General features: G+C 57.1%; 13 protein-coding genes and 1 pseudogene. 11 read left to right on the top strand and 3 right to left on the bottom strand.

Annotated elements, in window-relative coordinates; all coding sequences use genetic code 11:
- Nucleotides 1–202: 202 nt before the first annotated feature.
- A pseudogene (locus DEU53_RS12375) lies at nt 203–1,918 on the bottom strand (flagellar biosynthesis protein FlhA); the annotation flags it as partial.
- Here DEU53_RS12375 and DEU53_RS12370 point away from each other — a divergent pair.
- From DEU53_RS12370 to DEU53_RS12345, 6 genes are all read left to right on the top strand, one after another.
- Complete coding sequence (locus tag DEU53_RS12370; protein WP_110867285.1) at nt 1,890–2,804, top strand: flagellar motor protein MotB; 915 nt, start codon at nt 1,890–1,892, stop codon at nt 2,802–2,804. The pseudogene DEU53_RS12375 and the gene DEU53_RS12370 sit on opposite strands and share 29 nt — an antisense overlap.
- A gap of 280 nt (nt 2,805–3,084) precedes the next feature.
- Nucleotides 3,085–3,699, top strand: coding sequence for a cupin domain-containing protein (locus DEU53_RS12365; protein WP_110867284.1), 615 nt, complete (start codon nt 3,085–3,087; stop codon nt 3,697–3,699).
- A gap of 111 nt (nt 3,700–3,810) precedes the next feature.
- Nucleotides 3,811–5,250 carry a circularly permuted type 2 ATP-grasp protein gene (locus tag DEU53_RS12360; protein WP_101761811.1) on the top strand — a complete coding sequence of 480 codons (1,440 nt, stop codon included), beginning with the start codon at nt 3,811–3,813 and terminating at the stop codon, nt 5,248–5,250.
- Nucleotides 5,244–6,173, top strand: coding sequence for an alpha-E domain-containing protein (locus DEU53_RS12355; protein WP_101761812.1), 930 nt, complete (start codon nt 5,244–5,246; stop codon nt 6,171–6,173). The genes DEU53_RS12360 and DEU53_RS12355 overlap by 7 nt, the downstream gene beginning before the upstream one ends.
- Complete coding sequence (locus tag DEU53_RS12350) at nt 6,170–6,970, top strand: transglutaminase family protein (protein ID WP_110867283.1); 801 nt, start codon at nt 6,170–6,172, stop codon at nt 6,968–6,970. Before DEU53_RS12355 ends, DEU53_RS12350 begins: the two co-directional genes overlap by 4 nt.
- Nucleotides 6,971–6,987: 17 nt before the next feature.
- Nucleotides 6,988–7,692: a proteasome-type protease gene (locus DEU53_RS12345; protein WP_110867282.1), complete on the top strand. Its 705-nt coding sequence runs from the start codon at nt 6,988–6,990 to the stop codon at nt 7,690–7,692.
- 35 nt (nt 7,693–7,727) lie between these two features.
- On the opposite strand, the gene DEU53_RS12340 is transcribed toward DEU53_RS12345, so the two are convergent.
- Nucleotides 7,728–8,348, bottom strand: coding sequence for a response regulator transcription factor (locus DEU53_RS12340; RefSeq protein ID WP_101761815.1), 621 nt, complete (start codon nt 8,346–8,348; stop codon nt 7,728–7,730).
- Nucleotides 8,349–8,623: 275 nt separating this feature from the next.
- Here DEU53_RS12340 and DEU53_RS12335 point away from each other — a divergent pair, with 275 nt between their 5' ends.
- The 5 genes from DEU53_RS12335 to DEU53_RS12315 all read left to right on the top strand — a co-directional run bounded on the left by DEU53_RS12335 (nt 8,624) and on the right by DEU53_RS12315 (nt 17,756).
- Entirely contained in the window at nt 8,624–10,324 is a 1,701-nt protein-coding gene (locus DEU53_RS12335) for a lysophospholipid acyltransferase family protein (RefSeq protein WP_101761816.1), read from the top strand.
- Nucleotides 10,325–10,890: 566 nt separating this feature from the next.
- Entirely contained in the window at nt 10,891–11,958 is a 1,068-nt protein-coding gene (locus DEU53_RS12330) for an ABC transporter ATP-binding protein (protein WP_110867281.1), read from the top strand.
- A gap of 34 nt (nt 11,959–11,992) precedes the next feature.
- Complete coding sequence (locus tag DEU53_RS12325; RefSeq protein WP_370445570.1) at nt 11,993–12,973, top strand: ABC transporter substrate-binding protein; 981 nt, start codon at nt 11,993–11,995, stop codon at nt 12,971–12,973.
- Nucleotides 12,974–12,975: 2 nt separating this feature from the next.
- Nucleotides 12,976–14,712, top strand: coding sequence for an iron ABC transporter permease (locus DEU53_RS12320; protein ID WP_110867279.1), 1,737 nt, complete (start codon nt 12,976–12,978; stop codon nt 14,710–14,712).
- 200 nt (nt 14,713–14,912) lie between these two features.
- Nucleotides 14,913–17,756 carry a bifunctional diguanylate cyclase/phosphodiesterase gene (locus DEU53_RS12315; protein WP_110867278.1) on the top strand — a complete coding sequence of 948 codons (2,844 nt, stop codon included), beginning with the start codon at nt 14,913–14,915 and terminating at the stop codon, nt 17,754–17,756.
- A 60-nt stretch (nt 17,757–17,816) separates the two neighbouring features.
- On the opposite strand, the gene ftnA is transcribed toward DEU53_RS12315, so the two are convergent.
- Complete coding sequence (gene ftnA / locus DEU53_RS12310) at nt 17,817–18,323, bottom strand: non-heme ferritin (protein WP_101761821.1); 507 nt, start codon at nt 18,321–18,323, stop codon at nt 17,817–17,819.
- Nucleotides 18,324–18,366: the final 43 nt, after the last annotated feature.

The raw sequence follows: 18,366 nt of genomic DNA, 5'->3' as shown, positions 1-18,366 counted from the left end.
CTAGTGGTGCCTGGATCGTGCTCGCTGTTAGATTTCGCTCGTGCTTGCTGTCCCCCTCCTCGGTCCTCCCCCATTAATGGGGGAGGAAGATGCTGCCACATGCAGCTTCAGCACTGGCATGTGGCAGCATCTCCTTCCCCCGCTTGCGGGGGAAGGCCGGGATGGGGGACAGCCAGCACAATCTGGGGACAGCCAGCACGATCTAACTCACCTGACCCACAATCTGCAAATTCGCATCATCGGGCACTTCGTTGTACGACAACACATTCAACCCATTGGCAAACAGACGGGCGTAGCGCGCAATCAGCGGGCGCAGTTGCGGCGTTACCAGCAGCACCTGCGTCAGGTTCTGCGCTTTCAACTGCTCCACCATCACCGGCAGCGTGCTCTGCAGCTGCGTCAGGATATTCGGATCAACCGGGAAGCTATCCAGCGCCACTTTGCCGGCTTGCTGTGCCTGATTCAGCGCCGCCAGCAGCAGATTCTCCAGGCTGTTTTCCAGCGTATAAGCCGACAGCGGTTTGTTGTCCGGCGCAATCGCCGCCACCATGGCGCGACGCAGGGCATAGCGCACATCGGAAGTCAGCAGGATCGGATCTTTGGTGATCGCCGCGCTCTCCAGCAACGTCGTCGCGATGGTGGTGATGTCTTTCAGCGACACCTGATCGTTCAGCAGCAGACGATACACTTTCAGCTGCAAGCTGTAGTTCACCGCTGCGTTCACATCTTCCGACAGCTTAGGCGCCACATTCGCCAGACGCTGATGCAGCTGAGTGATGTCATCGTAGTTAAACAGCTCCGGCAGATTCTCGCGCACCACTTTATTCACATGGGTGGCCACCACGCTGGCGCAATCCACCACCTGATAACCCAGGTTCAGCGCTTTGGCTTTCTGCTCGGGCAGAATCCACGTCACCGCCATGCCGTAGGCCGGATCGGTATCCAACACGCCATCGATTTCGCCGTACTGTTCCGGCGTCGGGATCGCCATCAGACGATCGGCATGCACTTCGCCGACGGCGGTGCGCACACCATTGATCTTGATCGCGTACTGCGCCGGCTTGAGGTGGAAATCTTCGCGCAACGCAATTTCCGGCAGCAGCACGCCGCTGGTTTCCGACACCACTTGCCGCACGCCACGCATACGCAGCGTCAGCGGCGCACCTTTGCCTTTATCCACCAGCGTCACCAGCTTGTAGCCGAGATTCAGCCCGATTGGCTCAACCATCGGGATAGTGTCCCACCCGATGGCGGGCTGATCGTCCGGCTGCGTCAGCGCCTGGTTGATCGCTTCCATAGCGTGATGATCTTGCGTCGGCGCTTTGATTTTCTGGCTTTGACGCCACGCAGCGAACAGCAGCAGGCCGGTAAATACCAGGAACACCAGATGCGGCATGCCCGGCACCACCGCCAGCACAAACATCACGGCCGCAGCGGTATACAGCGTACCTGGCTTAGCCAGCAGCTGAGACTTGATGTCATCTCCCATGTCCGCACCATCGCTGATGCGCGTCACGATAATCGCCGCCGCCGTTGAGAGCAGCAGTGAAGGAATTTGTCCGACTAAGCCATCACCGATGGTCAGCAGGACATATTGTTCAAACGCTTGTCCTGCCGGTAAACCGTATTTGAATACGCCAATCAAAATACCGCCAACCACGTTAATCAGCAGGATCATGATGCCGGCGATGGCGTCGCCGCGTACGAATTTGGACGCGCCATCCATTGCACCGTAGAAGTCGGCTTCGTTTGCCACATCCTGGCGACGCGTGCGCGCCTGTTCCTGATTGATCAACCCGGCATTGAGATCGGCATCGATCGCCATCTGTTTGCCTGGCAACGCATCAAGCGTAAAGCGCGCCGAGACTTCAGATATACGTTCGGCACCTTTGGTGACCACCACAAAGTTGATCATCAAACGCGGCGGCAAAAAGGCACACCATGCGCATCATGGCGGCGCGTGGAAAGTGGCCTTTGCGGACTTCACGTTGGCGATGATGGCGCTGTTTATGGTGCTGTGGATCATGGGCGCGGTGAGTGAAGAGGAGCGTAAAGAGATCGTCGCGCAATTGAACGGCACGTCGGTTTTTGATGGCACCAATTTCAATCCTTTTGACGTTGAGAACTCTGGCGGATCGGCGATTATCGGCGAAACCATGGCAATTTCCCCGCCGACGCAACCAGCGACTGTCAGCCCAGATAAGGCTGACATCAGTTTGAACGCCGGCAGCAAGCCACAGGAAGATTTAGACAGCGTGCTGTCACGCTCTGATGCGGAGTTGGTGCTGCTACATAACCAGCTGCAACGGATGATCAACAGCTATAACGCGCAAAATTACCTGATGCTGGAAACCTTGCCACAAGGGCTGCGCATCCTGATTCAGGACGATCAGGATCGCATGATGTTCCCACGCGGTAGCGCGGTGCTAACGCCGTTCTTCCAGAAACTGCTGACCGAGCTCGGCCCGGTGTTTAACCGCATCGACAACAAAATCATGATCAGCGGCCACACCGATGCCGCGCAGTACAGCGGCAACGCCGCCTACAACAACTGGAATCTGTCGGGCGATCGTGCGCTGGCGGCACGCCGCGCGCTGGAGCGTGGCGGGCTGGAGAGTGCGCGCGTATTGCAGGTTAATGCCATGGCGTCACGCATGCCGCGCGATCATGACGATCCCATGAGTGCGCGTAATCGCCGCATTGAAATTCTGGTGTTAACCGATGCCGCTGCAGAAACCCTGTTCCAGTTTTATGGCCGCGAAGGTGAGAACGTTGTGAAACCTATCGCTGAGCGCCTGCGATAACCTGTCAGTGCCTTTGAATCGCTTTTTTTGATTCGGCCGGTGGCGAAATCCACCGGTTTTTTTTTGCATTAAATTCATGCCGCTTTGCGGCCTGGTGCGCATAAATGCGCGCCAGTTATGGCGATCCTCATTCACCCGCACGAGATGTTAATTATGTTGCTAATAAATTTGGCTTTAGTTAGCTAAATCATTCTTTTTTGTGAATTTTGTTGGTGGGCGCACATTGCAATGCCACTTTGGTAAGCCACAATCAAGCATCGTGATTAACCGGAGAAAGAGTATGACTGCCAACCACTCCAGCCTGCTGTTACTGATGTCTTTCGCCGCCGGCACCTTTTCCGCTGGATCCTCCAGCAATCCGCAACATCTGATGTTGTCGCTGCCGTCGGGCGGCGTGCCCAATAGCCCGCTGCCGCTGATCATCTGGCCCGGCATTGTGCCGTATGACGATGAAAACCCTACGGAAGACAGCGCCGCCTGGTTTGAAAAAACCTTTACCCGCAACGGCTGGCCCGCCGCATGGCGTGCGCCGATCTTTCCTTATACGCATTACCATCCGAACACCCATGAAGTGCTGGGTGTTGCGGCTGGCTGGGCGGAAGTGCTGTTCGGCGGCGACAGCGGTCGCATGGTGACGCTGCGCGAAGGCGATGCGGTACTGATCCCGGCGGGCGTCGGCCACAAACAGGTGTTTGCCTCAGAGGATTTTTTCACCGTTGGCGCCTATCCTGAAGGCATGTCCCCGGAAACCGTGCGTGATGAGCCGTCGCGTTTACGTACGTCGAAGGAGAAGATCCAGCAGGTGCCGCTGCCATCCCGCGATCCTTTTACCGGTGGCGAAGGCGCGATGACGGAGATCTGGCTGCCAATCGCGCAGCAGCTAATGCACCAGTAAAGTGCAAAACAGCCATTTCCGTTGACGCGGCGCGTGTGCCTTACCGGGGCAAGCCTCTGGCACAGTTTGTGCAGGAGAGAGTGAGGTCCTCTGACAAGCGCCGGGTAAATCATGAAAGAAAGCTACCAGATAGCATCACAATTCTATGATGAGATGTGGCTGAGCGATGGCCAACACCGCGCTCACTACCAGCAATACTGGGAATGGTTACAACAGGCGGACAAAGAGGCCGTGGCGCGCAAACGTGAAGAAGCGGAACTGCTGTTTCATCGCGTCGGCATCACCTTTAACGTCTACGGTGATGACGGCGGCGCGGAACGTTTAATTCCTTTCGACAGCGTGCCGCGCATCATTCCTGCCAGCGAGTGGGCGATGCTCGATCGCGGCATTCGCCAACGGGTACAAGCCCTTAACGCCTTCCTGCACGACATCTACCATCAGCAACTGATCCTCAAAGCCGGCATCGTGCCCGCTGAACAGGTGCTGGTGAACGATCAATATCAGCCCTGTATGCAAGGCGTCGATCTGCATCGCCACATCTACGCACACATTGTTGGGGTAGACATGGTGCGCAATAACGACGGCGAATATTACGTTCTCGAGGACAATCTGCGCACGCCGTCTGGCGTCTCCTATATGCTGGAGAACCGCAAGATGATGATGCGCCTCTATCCGGAACTGTTCGCCGGGCAGCACATCGCGCCGGTAGAGCGTTATCCTTCGCATCTGCTGCAAACCCTGCGGGAAAGCTCGCCGGTCAACGATCCGGTGGTGGTGGTGCTGACGCCGGGCCGCTTTAACAGCGCCTACTTCGAGCACAGCTTCCTCGCGCAGCAGATGGGCGTTGAGCTGGTGGAGAGCGCCGATCTGTTCGTCAAAGATGGCGCGGTGATGATGCGTACCACCGCCGGGCCGTGCAAAGTCGATGTGATCTATCGTCGCGTTGATGATGCCTTCCTCGATCCTCTGGCGTTCCGCCCGGATTCGATGCTCGGCGTGCCGGGCTTGTTGTCGGTGTATCGATCCGGCAACGTGGTGCTGGCGAACGCGATCGGCACCGGCGTCGCCGATGATAAATCGATCTATCCCTACGTCCCGGACATGATCCGTTTCTATCTCGATGAGGATCCGATCCTCAATAACGTACCCACCTGGCAATGCCGCAAACCGCAGGATCTCACCTACGTGCTGGCCAACCTGGCGAAAATGGTGGTGAAAGAGGTGCACGGCGCAGGCGGTTACGGCATGTTGATTGGCCCGGTGGCGAGCCAGCAGGAGCTGAGTGATTTCCGCGATCGCCTCAAAGCGCGCCCGGAAAACTACATCGCGCAGGACACGCTATCGCTCTCCACGTGTCCAACCTTTATCGATAACGGCCTCGCGCCGCGCCACATTGATCTGCGCCCGTTTGCGCTGTGCGGCGCGGATATTCGTCTGGTGCCCGGCGGCTTAACCCGCGTGGCGCTGAACGAAGGTTCGCTGGTGGTGAACTCGTCGCAGGGCGGTGGCACCAAGGACACGTGGGTTCTGGAGGATGACGCATCATGCTAAGCCGCACGGCCAGTGGCCTCTATTGGATGGCGCGCTATCTTGAGCGCGCAGAACAACTTGCTCGCGTGTTAGACGTGACCAACCGTTTGTCGTTAATGCCGGTGCGCGGTGACCAGGGCGACGATCTGCTGCTGCCGCTTAATCTCACCGGCACGCGTGAACTGTTTGAAACCCTCAACGGCCGCTTCACCATGCCGCAGCTGTTCAACTTTTTCGCCCTCGACGATCGCAATCCGTGCAGCATTTTCAGCTGCTGGCAGGAGGCGTGGAACAATGCGCATGCGGTGCGCGGCAGTTTGTCGTCGGAAGTGTGGGAGAGCATCAACTCGACGTGGATTGAGATGCGCAATACGCGGCGGCGCGGTATTACCAGCGCCAACGCCGATAGCTTTTTCGATTGGGTGAAAGAGCGCTCGCACCTGTTTCGTGGCGCGATGTTCGGCACCTTGCTGCGCGGTGATGCCATGAGTTTTATCCGCATCGGCACGCTAATGGAGCGCAGCGACGGCACCGCGCGTTTGCTGAGCGTCAATCAGCAACTGCTGGAACAACAGTCCGATTCGGTGCGCGAATATTATCGCCTCGATACCTTGCTGCGCGCGGTGTCGGCGCGTGAAGCCTACAACGCCATCTTTAAGCAGCAGCTGTTGCCGGATCTGGTGAATGAGATGCTGATCCTGCGCAGTGAAAGTCCGCGATCGCTGCACTCCTGTATTGATGAGATCGCTACCCAGCTCGAGCAGATCGGCAGCAGCGGCGAAGATCGTCCGCGTTATCTGATCACCGTGCTGCTGGCGGAAATCAGGTTTAGTACCTGGGAAAGCCTGACCCAGGAAGGGTTAACGCACTGGCTCAATGCATTCCTGACGCGCCTGAACGCGCTGGCAGACAGCATCAATCACACCTATCTGGAGGCGAAATGAGACTGAACATCGAGCACAAAACCCGTTACGCCTACGAGCAGCAGGTGACACTCAGCACCCAGTATCTGCGTTTGACGCCGCAAAATTCGGTGCATCAGCAAATTATCTCGTGGGATTTGGAGCTGCCCTGCGCAGCCACCTGCACGCAGGATGCTTACGGCAACGTGATGCATGTGCTAACGCTGGATACGCCGCATCAGCAACTCGATATCGCCGCGCGCGGTGTGGTGGAGATCCTTGATGCCGGCGAGTGGGCACCCGATCCGGAGTGCGCGTTGTCGCCGCTGGTGTTTCTGCGCGCCACGCCGCTGACGATGCCCAATCCCGAGATCCGCGAGTTTGCCCAGCGCTACTGGCGGCCGGAAAAGCCGCTCGCCAGCCTGGAAAAGTTGATGGATGAATTGCTGCTGAAGATGCCGTATCGTCCCGGCAGCACCCAGGTAACTGATACCGCCGCGAAAGTATTTGCCGCCGGCAGCGGCGTTTGCCAGGATCACAGCCACGTGTTTCTCGCCTGCTGTCGCACTCTGGGAATTCCGGCGCGCTATGTAAGCGGCTATCTCTATACTGAAAACGTTGAGCACGTCGCCACTCACGCCTGGGTTGAAGCCTGGCTGGATGGCAGTTGGCACAGCTTTGATATCACCAATAATACCCGCAGCACGCGCCAGCATTTACGTCTGGCAGTTGGTGTGGATTATCTCGATGCCTGTCCGGTGCGCGGTATGCGGCTGGGCGGCGGCGGTGAAGATATGCTGGCGGTGGCTGCGGTGCTTCAGGTGCATGCGCAGCAGTAATCAGAACAGGCGTAACTATGACTTATTGTGTGGCAATGCGTTTATCGTCAGGGATGATTTTTGTCTCTGATTCGCGGACCAATGCGGGCGTCGATCATATTTCCTCGTTCCGTAAACTGCATGTGTTTCAGGTCGATGATGAACGCACGCTGGTGCTGCAAAGCGCTGGCAATCTGGCTACCACGCAGAGCGTGCTGAGCCTGCTGCGACGTCATAACGGCGATAACGATCAACCTAATTTGCTGAATGGACGATCGCTGTATGACATTGCGTTGATGGTAGGTGAAACGCTGCGCGAGGTGATCAAGCGCGATGGCGAGGAGTTTGGCGGCACGCTGCTGCTGGGGGGACAGATTCGTGGCGAGGAGCCGCGTCTGTTCCAGATCTATCCGCAGGGCAACTTCATCGAAGCCAGCGTTGATACGCCTTATTTCCAGATTGGTGAGAGTAAGTACGGCAAACCGATTATTGATCGCGTGCTGCTCTATGAAACGCCGCTCAGTCAGGCGATGCAGTGTGCGTTGATTTCAATGGATTCCACGTTAGCGAGTAATATTTCGGTGGGATTACCGCTCGATGTGATGGTCTATCGCACCGACAGTTTCAGCGATAGCGAGCAATATCACATCACCGAACAGCATCCCTATTTTTCACAAATTCGTCAGCTGTGGAGCAAAGGATTGTTGAGCGTGTTTTCGCAGCTGCCACCGTTAAAACTCTAATTGAGTGGGGTCGCCATGAATGGCGACCCGATCTTTCACACCAACTCATTCAATTTTGCTGTCATATTAATGCCACTAATCCCTTTTAAACCTAATTTACGCAGGATTTTTATTTTATAGGTACTCACCGTTTTACTACTGAGTTGTAATTGTGAGGCGATCTCTTTATTTGTCATTCCCGACGCCAGTTTCACCAATACCATCAGTTCCCGGCGCGTCAGGCTCATCAATTTTTCACTCTCAATTAACTCGTTTACCTCGGCCGCTTCCTCCGTTACCGGATAAAAACGCTTACCACACTCCACCTCTTTTATTGCGGTAAGGAGAGTGTCTAAATTGCCGCGTTTACACACATAGCCTTCCACGCCTAATTGCAAGCAACATCGTTGATAAAAAAGGCTTTCTGAAGCGGTATAAACAATGATTTTGAGGTCTGGCAGCGCGCGCTTAATGTCCGTAATCAACGGAATGCCAGCGCGTCCAGGCATGGTGAGATCGAGCAGTAAAACGTCCGGACGTGTCCTATGCAGCTCGGTTATTAACAGATCGCTTTTATTAGCAGTGCCAGCAATGGCGTAGTGATATGACTGCAGTAATGCCTGAATGCCCGTACAGATTAACGGATGGTCATCAACAATAAATACCGAATGAATCATATGTGTAGCCCAGAGGAAAAAATAAAAAATAAACGCAAAGTTAAAACACCCTTTAACAAACAATTTAACTGGTGTGACCAGATTAATTCACGCTGCTTAACAATAAGCTTTAAGTCATGTCTTGAATTTGGGGTTTTAAGGTCAGTTTTTGTTTTTTATGCGCAAGAACAATGCAAGTGGCTGCTTTTTAGGCTCTCACGACGCTGCAGTCATAAATCTGAAAACAAGCCGTTTTAACGTCGAAGCGATAAACCGCTGCGTGTAAAAGGTGAATGATGTTTTCCGTTGATCAGCTTCTCGATACCTACTGGCCAGGTCATCAACCGGCAAACTGGCAGAAAAGCGCCCTGAAATGGGCCGTTCGCGAACATGAATTCCAGGCGTTTGCCGCCCGCTATCGTCATCTGAAAGGCGTGGATATGGTGGAGCAGGTACTGGAGCATCTTGATGTGCGCTGTGAACTGAGCGAGCGCGATTTGGAGCAGATACCCACGCGTGGCCCGGTGGTGATAGTTGCCAACCATCCACTCGGTGCGCTGGATGGGTTAGCATTGCTGGCGGCGGTTTCGCAGGTGCGACGCGATGTGAAAATTGTCGCCAACCGCATGTTGATGATGCTGGAGCCGATCAACAACATGATGTTGCCGGTGGATAACATGGGCAACCGTACCAGCCGCGAACAGCTAACGCGCATGCAGCAGCATCTCGATAATCAGGGCGTGCTGATTATCTTCCCGGCGGGTGAAGTGTCGCGCCTTTCCAGCCGAGGCGTGCGCGATCGTCACTGGCATCACAGCTTCTTACGCCTCGCGGCCCGCGCTCGCGCGCCAATCGTGCCGGTGCACGTGGTGGGGCGCAACAGCCTGGCATTTTACGCCGCCGCAAAAATTGCCTCGCCGCTCGCGTTACTGATGCTGGTACGCGAAATGTTTCGTCAGCGCGGTTCGCGCATTAAGTTGCACATCGGCGAACAGATCCCGTTTGCCAACTGGCATGATGGCCACACGCCGGGCAAAGAGCTGGCGAAGCGGCTGCGCAAACATCTGTATCGCATTGGTCAGGGACGACGCGGCTTGTTTCAGACCGAAGCGGCGATTGCGCGGCCGGAAGATCGCGCCGAACTGAAAAAAGCGCTGATGGAGAGCGAGCGACTCGGCACGCTGCCGGATGGCAAGCAGATCTACCTGTGGCGACGCAACGGTGCCAGCTGGGTGCCGCTGCTGCGTGAGCTCGGGCGCTTACGGGAAGTGGCATTCCGCGCGGTGGGTGAGGGCAGCGGGCGGCGTCGCGACCTCGATAAATACGATGACGATTACTATCACCTGATTCTGTGGGACGACGATGCGCTGGAGATCGTCGGCGCCTATCGCTTTATTCCGGGCGCCGAGCAGCTGGAGCGTCGTGGGCTGGAAGGCATCTACAGCGACAGCCTGTTCCACTACGACGAGCGCATGTTGCCGATCATCAACCAAGGTCTGGAGCTGGGCCGCAGTTTTATTCAGCCTGCCTATTGGGGCAAACGCGGCCTCGATTATCTGTGGATGGGCATTGGTGCCTACATCGCTAAATATCCCGAAACCCGCTACTTATTTGGTCCGGTCTCGATCTCGGGCGGCATGCCGCTGGCGGCGCGCGATCTGCTGGTGGCGTTCTATCGTCTCTATTTCCCTACCGAACTGCCGCTGGCGACTTCACGCCGCCCTTATCCAGCCTCGTTACCGGAAGTGCTGGCGCAGTTCACCGGCGATAACTACAGCGAAGATTTACGCCGGTTGAAACATCTGCTGGCGAATCTCGGCACCGCCATTCCCACGCTCTACAAGCAATATTCCGAGGTGTGCGAGCCGGGCGGCGTGCAGTTTATCGATTTCGGCAGCGATCCCGATTTCAATAACTGTATTGATGGCTTAGTGCTGGTGGATCTCACGCGGGTGAAGCCCGCGCGCTATGAGCGCTATATCGGCATGCATCTGTGAATCGCGTCATGCCGCTTAGTTAAGCACGGAGCGGCTTTCGTTCGCCTTGAACCTGGGCAGTTGCAGCACTTCGGTGCGGCGACCGAGCAGAGGACGCCTGGCCGCGCCCTCTGCACTCCCGGGCCTTGCGCCAGCCCAACCCGCCGCTTCGCGGTGCCTTCACTCATTCACGATTCCTGACGGACCGGCGGCGATTCGCTCCTGCTCAGCGCCACCTCTCGCCGCATCCCTGCGGCTCGCCCTGGAATCCCTCATTCGTTCAGCGGGTTAGGATGTCGCCCCCACACCCTCGCTGCAGCAGTGGTGCGTATCCTTAACTCAAAATCGCTATGAATCCCTTGGGATTGCCATTCATGGCAACCAGATGCGCATAAATGCAGACTCTCGAAAAACCAAGCCAGGCATTCTGATACTGCTGGATGCTTAGCGGGCGATACCCCTGCGATGTCAGCGCGCTGCTTATCAGACAAGCATTACGCCATTTAGGGCGACCAGCTTCAATGTCATGGAATCGTCATCACAGTGTCGTAGGGTCTTAGCCGGACTGTTAGCGAAAGGCCAGAAACATGGCATCAATCACACTGCGCTGGCTGCGCAAATCCTTTGCGGCGCAGCCGGTATTGCAAGACATCTCACTGCAGATTGCGCAGGGAGAATTTATCGCCGTATTGGGCCCGTCGGGCTGCGGCAAAACCACCTTGCTGCGCCTGCTGGCCGGTTTTGAAACCGCCGATGCCGGAGAGATCCACGTGGGCGAACGCTGCTTCGCTGCACCGGGCGTGCATCTGCCGCCGGAAGATCGTCAGCTTGGCGTGGTGTTCCAGAGCTACGCACTGTGGCCGCATATGACGGTGGCGGAAAATGTTTCCTACAGCCTGAAAGTGAACGGCGTCGCGCGTGCCGAGCGCGAGCGCCGCACGCAGCAGGCGCTGGAGCTGGTGGGATTGGAAGCGTTCGCCGCCCGTCGTCCCGCCGATCTCTCCGGCGGTCAGCGTCAGCGCGTGGCGCTGGCGCGCTGTTTAGTGGCGCAACCGACCTTAGTTCTGCTCGATGAGCCGCTCGCCAACCTCGATGTCCACCTGCGCGCTACCATGGAAGAGGAGTTCCGCCGCTTCCATCATCACAGTCACGCCACCTTGCTCTACATTACCCACGATCAGCATGAAGCGATGGCGCTGGCCGATCGCATCGTGGTGATGGATGCCGGCCGTGTGATGCAGTTCGCCACGCCGCAAACGCTGTGGCGCGAACCGGCGAACGCCATGGTCGCGCGCTTTATTGACGACGGCAAAGTGCTGCCGATCAGCGATATCGAACCGCTCGGCGAGGGCCGCGCTTATGCCACCCTGTGCGGCCTGCGCGTGTCGTTACGCTGCGCGCCGCATCAGCGTCCGCAGCCGCAGGCGCAAGCCAGTTTTCACGCAGTCGATTTCCACTTAGCCGCGCCGGGCGAACCACAGTTTGCCGCGCGCGTGCAGCGGGTGATCTATCGCGGCGGCCACTATCAGCTCAACGTGACGCCGCTGGCCGCGCCCGAATGCAGCATCACGCTGCTGCTGGCCGATCAGCCTTTACCCGTTGTCGACGCCACTGTGGGTGTGACGCTGCGTGACGGCTGGATTCTTCCTTCTTAATCTTCTAAACCTTCAGGGAAATGCTATGCGTACGATGTTCAACGTGTTGATGTTAGCCAGTGGATTCGTGATCTCTGCCGCCAGCTTTGCCGACGAGGCGCCAGCAGGGAAATTGGTGGTTTATACCTCACAGGCACCCGAAATTGCCCAGCAAACCATGGATGCGTTTAAAGCCGCCTATCCCAATGTGCAGGTCGAGTGGACGCGCAACGGCACCACGCAGTTAATGAACGTGCTGCGCACCGAAATGATGAGCGGCGAAGCCAAGCCGGATGTGCTGCTGATTGCCGACGCCATCAACCTCGGCGCGCTGAAAAACGAAAACCATCTCTACAGCTACAGCGATGCGCCGCTTAGCCACATCAATCCATCGTTTTACGACAAAGACAAAACCTTCTTCGGCACCAAAATCATCGCCACGGTAATTGCCTACAACACCCAGCATGCGCAGCCGATTGATAGCTGGAACGCGCTGGCGGTGGAAGCCAACAAAGGGCAGATTGCGGTACCAAGCCCGCTTTACTCCGGCGCGGCGCTCTACAAGCTGCACACCGATATCAACACGCCATCGATTGGCTGGAGCTTCTACAAAAAGCTGGCGGCCATCGGCATCGCGCCGCAGGGCGGCAACGGCCCGGCGCTGAAGGCGGTCGCCAGCGGGCTGGATAAGTACGGCATCATCACCGACGCCGACGTGATTCTGGCGAAGAAAAAGGGTTCACCGGTGGATCTGGTCTATCCCAAAGAGGGCGTGTCGTATGTCACCGAACCGGTTGCCATCATGAAAACCGCGCACAACCTGCCGGCCGCCAAAGCCTTCGTTAACTTTATGCTTTCCGAGCCAGGCCAGAAGCTGGTGGTCGAGCAGGGCAACCGTCCGGTGGATGATCGCGTCTCAGCACCGGCAGGTTTCACGCCGATCAATAAAATCAAGCTGCTGTCGCCGGACGTGGCGAAAGCGATCAAAGAAGATGCGGCAGTGCGCGATCGGTTCAGCGCGCTGTTTGGTGGCTAAGCATGAGCGTGTTGAGCAACGAATGGCGCAATGTGACGCGCAAAGCGCCGCGCGTTAACAGCGAACGGCTGATTCTGGCGCTGCTGGTGTTGCTGATTGGTTTGCTGTCGGTGGCGCCGCTGATGCGGCTGGTGTGGACCGCCATTGCGCCCAGCGGCGTGCCGGATATCGCACGCTTAACGCGCCTGCTGGCGAGCGATCGCGTGTTGATCGCCAGCGCCAATACGTTGCTCATCGCGCTCAGTTCTACTTTGATTTCCGTGGTGCTCGGCACCGCCGCTGCGTGGCTGGTGGCGCTTAGCGATCTGCGCGCCAAAACCGCGTGGGTGTTTGCGTTTATCCTGCCGCTGATGATTCCGCCGCAGGTGACGGCGCTGGCCTGGCTGCAGGCGCTGGCTCCGAGCAGTCCGCTGGCGCTGCTGTTCGCCACGCTGGAGTTGCCGTGGTTTGCGCCCGGCGAGCAGCCGCTCTACTCCTTAACCGGCATTGTGCTGCTGCTCGGCACGCACAATGCGCCGTTGGTGTTCCTCACCGTGCGCGCCGGTTTGCGCCGCTTGCCCGCCGACTTGGTGGAAGCGGCCCAGGCCAGCGGTGCGTCACGCGCGCGCATCCTGTTCACCATTGTGCTGCCGCTGGCGCGCCCGGCAATTTTTGCCGGTGCCGCGCTGACCTTCGTTGCGGCGGCGGGCAACTTCGGTATTCAGGCGATGCTGGGGATTCCGGCGCGCGTGCCAACGCTGATCACGCTGGTGTATCAGCAGTTGAATGGCATTGGTCCGAGCGCGCTGCCAAACACCGCGGTGTATGCGTTATTGATTGCGGTAATTACGCTGGCGGGCATGGCGGCCAGCGCCTGGTTGGGCGGACGCCATGATGTGCGCGTCAACGGTGCACCGCGCCTGTGGCAGCAATCGCTGGGGCGCTGGCGTATGGCGGTTGAGGGCGTCGCCTGGCTGTGGATGGCGCTGACCTTGCTGTTGCCGCTCAGCGCGCTGTTGATCACCGCGCTCACCAGCGGTTTTGGCCAGGCGCTGAGCTGGCAAACGCTGACGCTGGAGAACTTCTGCGCCGCGTTGTGGGGTTATCCGGCGGTGCGACAGGCGTTTCTCACCAGCCTCGGATTGACCACGCTGGCGGCGCTGATTTTAACGGTTTGCGCGCTGTTTCTCGCCTATTTCCTCAGCTGGCGGCGAACCAAATTAGTGCGCGGTTTGTGGCTGGCGAGTGAACTGACTTACGCGCTGCCGGGCATTGTCACCGGCGTAGCGGCGATGCTGTTCTTCCTGCGTCCGCTGCCGATCGTTAATGTCTCGCTGTATGGCACGGTGTGGATCATCCTTGCCGCCTATCTGGCGAACTTCCTCGCGCTGGTGCTGCGCCCAACGCTGGCCGGATTCGCCCAGTTGGAACCGGCATTAGATGAAGCGGCACGTTTGTGCGGCGCCGGTTTTCTGCGCCGCATGCGCGACATCTTATTGCCACTGGCGGCACCGTCGGCGCTGGCGGGCAGCGTGCTGGTGTTTCTCACCGCGCTGAATGAAATCCAGGTTTCGGTGCTGCTGGTCACCTCGCAAACGCAAACCATCGGACCGACCATCGTATTCCTTGATGAAGGCGGATCCGCGTCGCTGGCGGCGGCGGTGGGCTGCCTGATGATTGTGGTGGTTTGCTTATTAATGGCGGTTGCCACACGCCTGACGCGACGCTTGCCGCACGGCATTTTACCGTGGCAAGCGTAACGCCAGCCTGCCGTCAACGTATGATGATTTGTGAAGTATCCTACTGAACATTTTCTCGCCACTGCCGATAACTTACCTACCAACATTTGTCTGCGGATGAATAGCGCTTGTCAGCGCTGCGTATTTGCGCTTAAGTCTGCTTGATAATTAAGAATTTTCTTAAGTTTCGACGATACCAGCCCAGCAATAGGCGAATAACAATGAATAATAACTCTGACGTCATGTACCGACTTTTGGTACAGAGCGTGGTGGATTACGCCATTTACATGCTCAAACCCGATGGCACGGTGGCGAACTGGAATAGCGGCGCGCAGCGCGCCAAAGGTTACACGCCCGATGAAATCGTAGGGAAGAATTTTGCGCTGTTCTACAGCGAAGACGATCGTAAAAACGGCGCGCCACAGCGCGGACTGGCGACCGCGACAGCAACCGGGCGCTTTGAAACCGAAGGCTGGCGTTACCGTAAAGATGGCAGCGCGTTTTGGGCGCATGTGGTGATCGACGCTGTCCGCGATGAGTTTGGTGAGCTGCTGGGTTTTGCCAAAATCACCCGTGACTGCACCGAGCAGCAAGAGCAGCAGCGCAAACAGCGCGAGCAGGAACAGCGCTTTCGCATGCTGGTGGAAGGCGTCAGTGATTACGCCATCTATATGCTCGATTTGGACGGCAACGTGGAAAACTGGAACGTAGGCGCACAGCGCGCGAAAGGCTACGTTGCCGAAGAGATTGTTGGACAGCACTTCTCGCGCTTCTACAGCGCCCAGGATCGTAAAAACCATATCCCGGAAAAAAACCTCACCACCGCCTTCAAAACCGGTCGTTTCGAAGACGAAGGCTACCGGTACCGCAAAGATGGCAGCGCGTTTTGGGCACATGTCATCATTGACGCAATCCGTGATGATGCTGGCAAGCTGATTGGCTACGCCAAAATCACCCGCGACTGCACCGAACAACAGGCGCTGCTGCGTAAACAACACGAGCAGGAGAAGAACTTCCGTCTGCTGGTGGAAGGCGTGCGCGATTACGCCATCTATATGCTGGATGTGCAGGGCCGCGTGGTGAACTGGAACAACGGTGCACAGCGCGCTAAAGGTTATCTGGCTGACGAGATTGTCGGTCAGCACTTCTCGGTGTTTTACAGTTCAGCGGAACGTCATGCCAATGCGCCCGAAGCTAACCTCGGCATTGCGTTGAAAACCGGGCGTTTTGAAGATGAAGGCTGGCGCTACCGCAAAGATGGCTCGGCATTTTGGGCCCACGTTGTTATCGAAGCGATTTATGATGAAAACGGCAAACTGATCGGCTTCGCCAAAATTACCCGCGATATCACCGAACGGCGTGAGAACGAGCAGCAACTGCTGCGCGCACGGGATCTGGCGCAGTCGCAGAGCGCGAAAATGTCGGAGCTGTCGGGTTTTCTCGACACCATCATCAGCAATATTCCCTCATGCGTGATCGTTGAAGATGCCATCAGCCGTGAAATCCTGATGGTGAATGACAAAGCTGAGCAGCTGTTTGGCATTAACAAAGCGCTGATCATGCACAAGCGCCTGCACGAATGTATGTCGGCGGAGCTGGGTGATTACTTCAACAGCCTGGCAGATGTGGCGCTGCGCAGCGAAGGCATCCACTCGCGCGAACAGCTGCTGCTGACGGCGGGCGGCGAGCGCATTCTGCATACGCGTGCCACCACCATCAGCGGCAAAGATATGCGTCAGAACTACGTGATGCTGATTGTCGAGGACGTGACCGATCAGCGCGAAGCCGATGCGCGTATTCGTCATATGGCGCATCACGACAATCTCACCAGCCTGCCGAACCGCGTGCTGTTCCGCCAGAAGCTGAGTGAAGCGCTGCGCGTCGATAGTCAGAACCACCAGGTCAGCGCCACGCTGTGTCTCGATCTCGATAACTTCAAAAACGTCAACGATGCGCTCGGCCACCAGATTGGTGATGACCTGCTGCGCGTGGTGGCGAAACGCCTGCGCAGCGCGCTGCGCGATCACGATACGCTGGCGCGCATTGGCGGCGATGAGTTTGCCATCGTGTTACCCAATGTTCGTGCTGCCGATGAAGCAGCGGTGGTGGCGCAGCGGCTGATCGAGGCGATTCGTCCGCCGATCAACGTTGAAGGGCATAATCTGTCGGTGGGCTTGAGCGTTGGTATCGCGCTCACCTCGCAGGCCACCAACACGCCGGAGCATATGCTGCGCTGCGCCGATATGGCGCTGTACGAAGCCAAACGTAATGGCCGTAATCGCTTCGAACACTTCACCATTGAGATGGACAATCAGGCGCGCAGCCGTCGCGTGATTGAGAACGATCTGCGTGATGCGATTTCTGGTCGTCAGCTCAAGCTTTACTATCAGCCGATTACCAACGAGCAGGGCATCATCGGCTATGAAGCGCTGATGCGCTGGCATCACCCGATCAAAGGGCTGATCATGCCGAACGACTTCATCCCGATCGCTGAAGAGACCGGTTTGATTCACATGCTCGGCGCCTATGCGCTGTATGAAGCCTGCCGCGAAGCGCAGAGCTGGAACACCGAACAATCGGTGTCGGTGAACCTGTCGCCGCTGCAGTTTAAAAACAGCTCGCTGGTGTCGGTGGTGGAAGGTGCGCTGCGGGAATCCGGGCTGGCGCCGCATCGGCTGGAAGTGGAGATCACCGAATCAGTGCTGCTGGACGACACGCTCGGTAATATCCGCACCTTGCAGAGTTTGAAAACGCTTGGCGTGCAGATTGCGCTGGATGATTTCGGCACCGGCTACTCATCGCTCAGCTATTTGCGCTCGTTCCCGTTCGATAAAATCAAAATCGATAAGTCGTTTATCAACGATATGGGCGACAGCCGCGAGGCGCTGGCGATTATCCGCGCCATTACCGGCATGAGCCGCAGCCTCGATATTCAGATCACCGCTGAAGGCGTGGAGAACGGCGAGCAGTTTGCGAAGCTGCGCGAAGAGGGGTGTACGCTATTCCAGGGCTATTTCTTTGGCCGTCCGCAGCCGTCGGAGTTGCGGTTGAAAGAGTTGGAATAGGCATAAAAAAACGCCCGACATGTCGGGCGTTCTCTATTTTGCTGTGTGTAATCTTTATTATTATGCGCCGTGGCCGTCGACGGACATGTGGCCGAGATCTTTGTCCACCAGGAACAGGCCTTCGCCTTTGTTGCCGACCATCGCCAGTTTATCCAGCACGGTTTTGAACAGCTTCTCTTCTTCATGCTGCTCGGCAACGTACCACTGCAGGAAGTTGAACGTTGAGTAATCCTGGGTGGTTAAGGCGGTGTGCACCAGCTCGTTGATTTTTTTGGTGATCAGCTGCTCATGCTTCAGTGCTTCTTCCAGCACGTCGTTCAGTGAAGTCCAGCTAATCGCCGGCGCCGCAATGCTGCCCAGCACCGGCAAAGCGCCGGCATCGCTGACGTAATCGAACAGCTTCTGCATGTGCTGCATCTCTTCGCGAGAATGCATTTTCAGGAATGAAGCGGCACCTTCATAGCCTTTATCGCTGCACCAGGCGCTCATCTGCAGATAGAGGTTGGCAGAGAAGAATTCGAGGTTCAGTTGGTCGTTTAAACGTGAGGTCATTTCAGCAGTTAACATGGCTGAGTCCTTTTTAATTTGTCAGGTGAAGTACGGCGAATTA

Source organism: Pantoea sp. AG1095 (assembly GCF_003208415.1).
Lineage (GTDB): Bacteria > Pseudomonadota > Gammaproteobacteria > Enterobacterales > Enterobacteriaceae > Pantoea > Pantoea leporis.
The sequence above is the reverse complement of the archived record's forward strand: the minus strand, read 5'-3'. Positions and strand labels throughout refer to the sequence as shown.